Genomic DNA, 781 nt, shown 5'->3' with positions numbered 1-781 from the left:
CGCGGTGAACGAGCTCTACGCGGTCGTCACTTGCCAGTGCGAACGAGAGCGCGACGGCGACGGGCTCGAGCGGATCGACCCCGCCGAGCCGACGCGGGACTCGAGCGATCCGCGAGCGGTCTCCCTGGATCGCCTCCGGGCTCGAGCCCCCGATTTTTCGACCGAGCTGCTCGCTGAAACCGGCGGTGCGAGCGTCCGTCGCTCGCTCGAGCGATGGATCCGCCGCACCGACCTCAAGGGGCGGATCGCTCGCGAGGAGACGTGGGTCGACGCCCGGGAGCAGTACGAGGGAGTCCGTCGCGTCCTGGAGATCGCCGACTTCGTCGAGGAGACGGACCTCGTCGGGCCGGACTGGCAGGGGCTGCGCCGGATGCTCCGGCGGACGATCCAGTACGACGCGCCCTACGTCCACGCGGTCGAGACGCGGCCGCCGACCGGCGGCGTGACCGTCTGCGCCGTCGACGACCTGAAGTACGACTCGCGCGAGGCGGTCTTCCTGCTCGACCTGATCGACGAGACGTACCCGGGCGAGCAGTTCCTCACGCAGCTCTTCCCGACGGCGTGGCTCCGGCAAATGCCGGCCTATCCCGCGGTGACGAATCCGACGCTCGAGTCGATCGCGGACACGTTCGCGACGGTCGACGTTCGAAAGACGACAGCGTCGTCTTCCGCAGCCCAGCAGAACGCAAAGCGTTCTGCGGACGCCGCCGACGTCGGCGATCCCTTCGAGACCTACCACGCCCAGCGGTCCCGGCGGCGGCTCGCGCTCGGTGCCCGCGCC

The 781-nt window shown here is 70.3% G+C and carries 1 pseudogene; it reads left to right on the top strand.

Annotated elements, in window-relative coordinates:
* A pseudogene (locus PGX04_RS29750) lies at positions 1-781 on the top strand (hypothetical protein); the annotation flags it as partial.

The sequence above is a fragment of the Natrinema soli genome (assembly GCF_028618695.1).
Note: the sequence above shows the minus strand (reverse complement) of the source record. Positions and strands in the feature narration are given on the sequence as shown.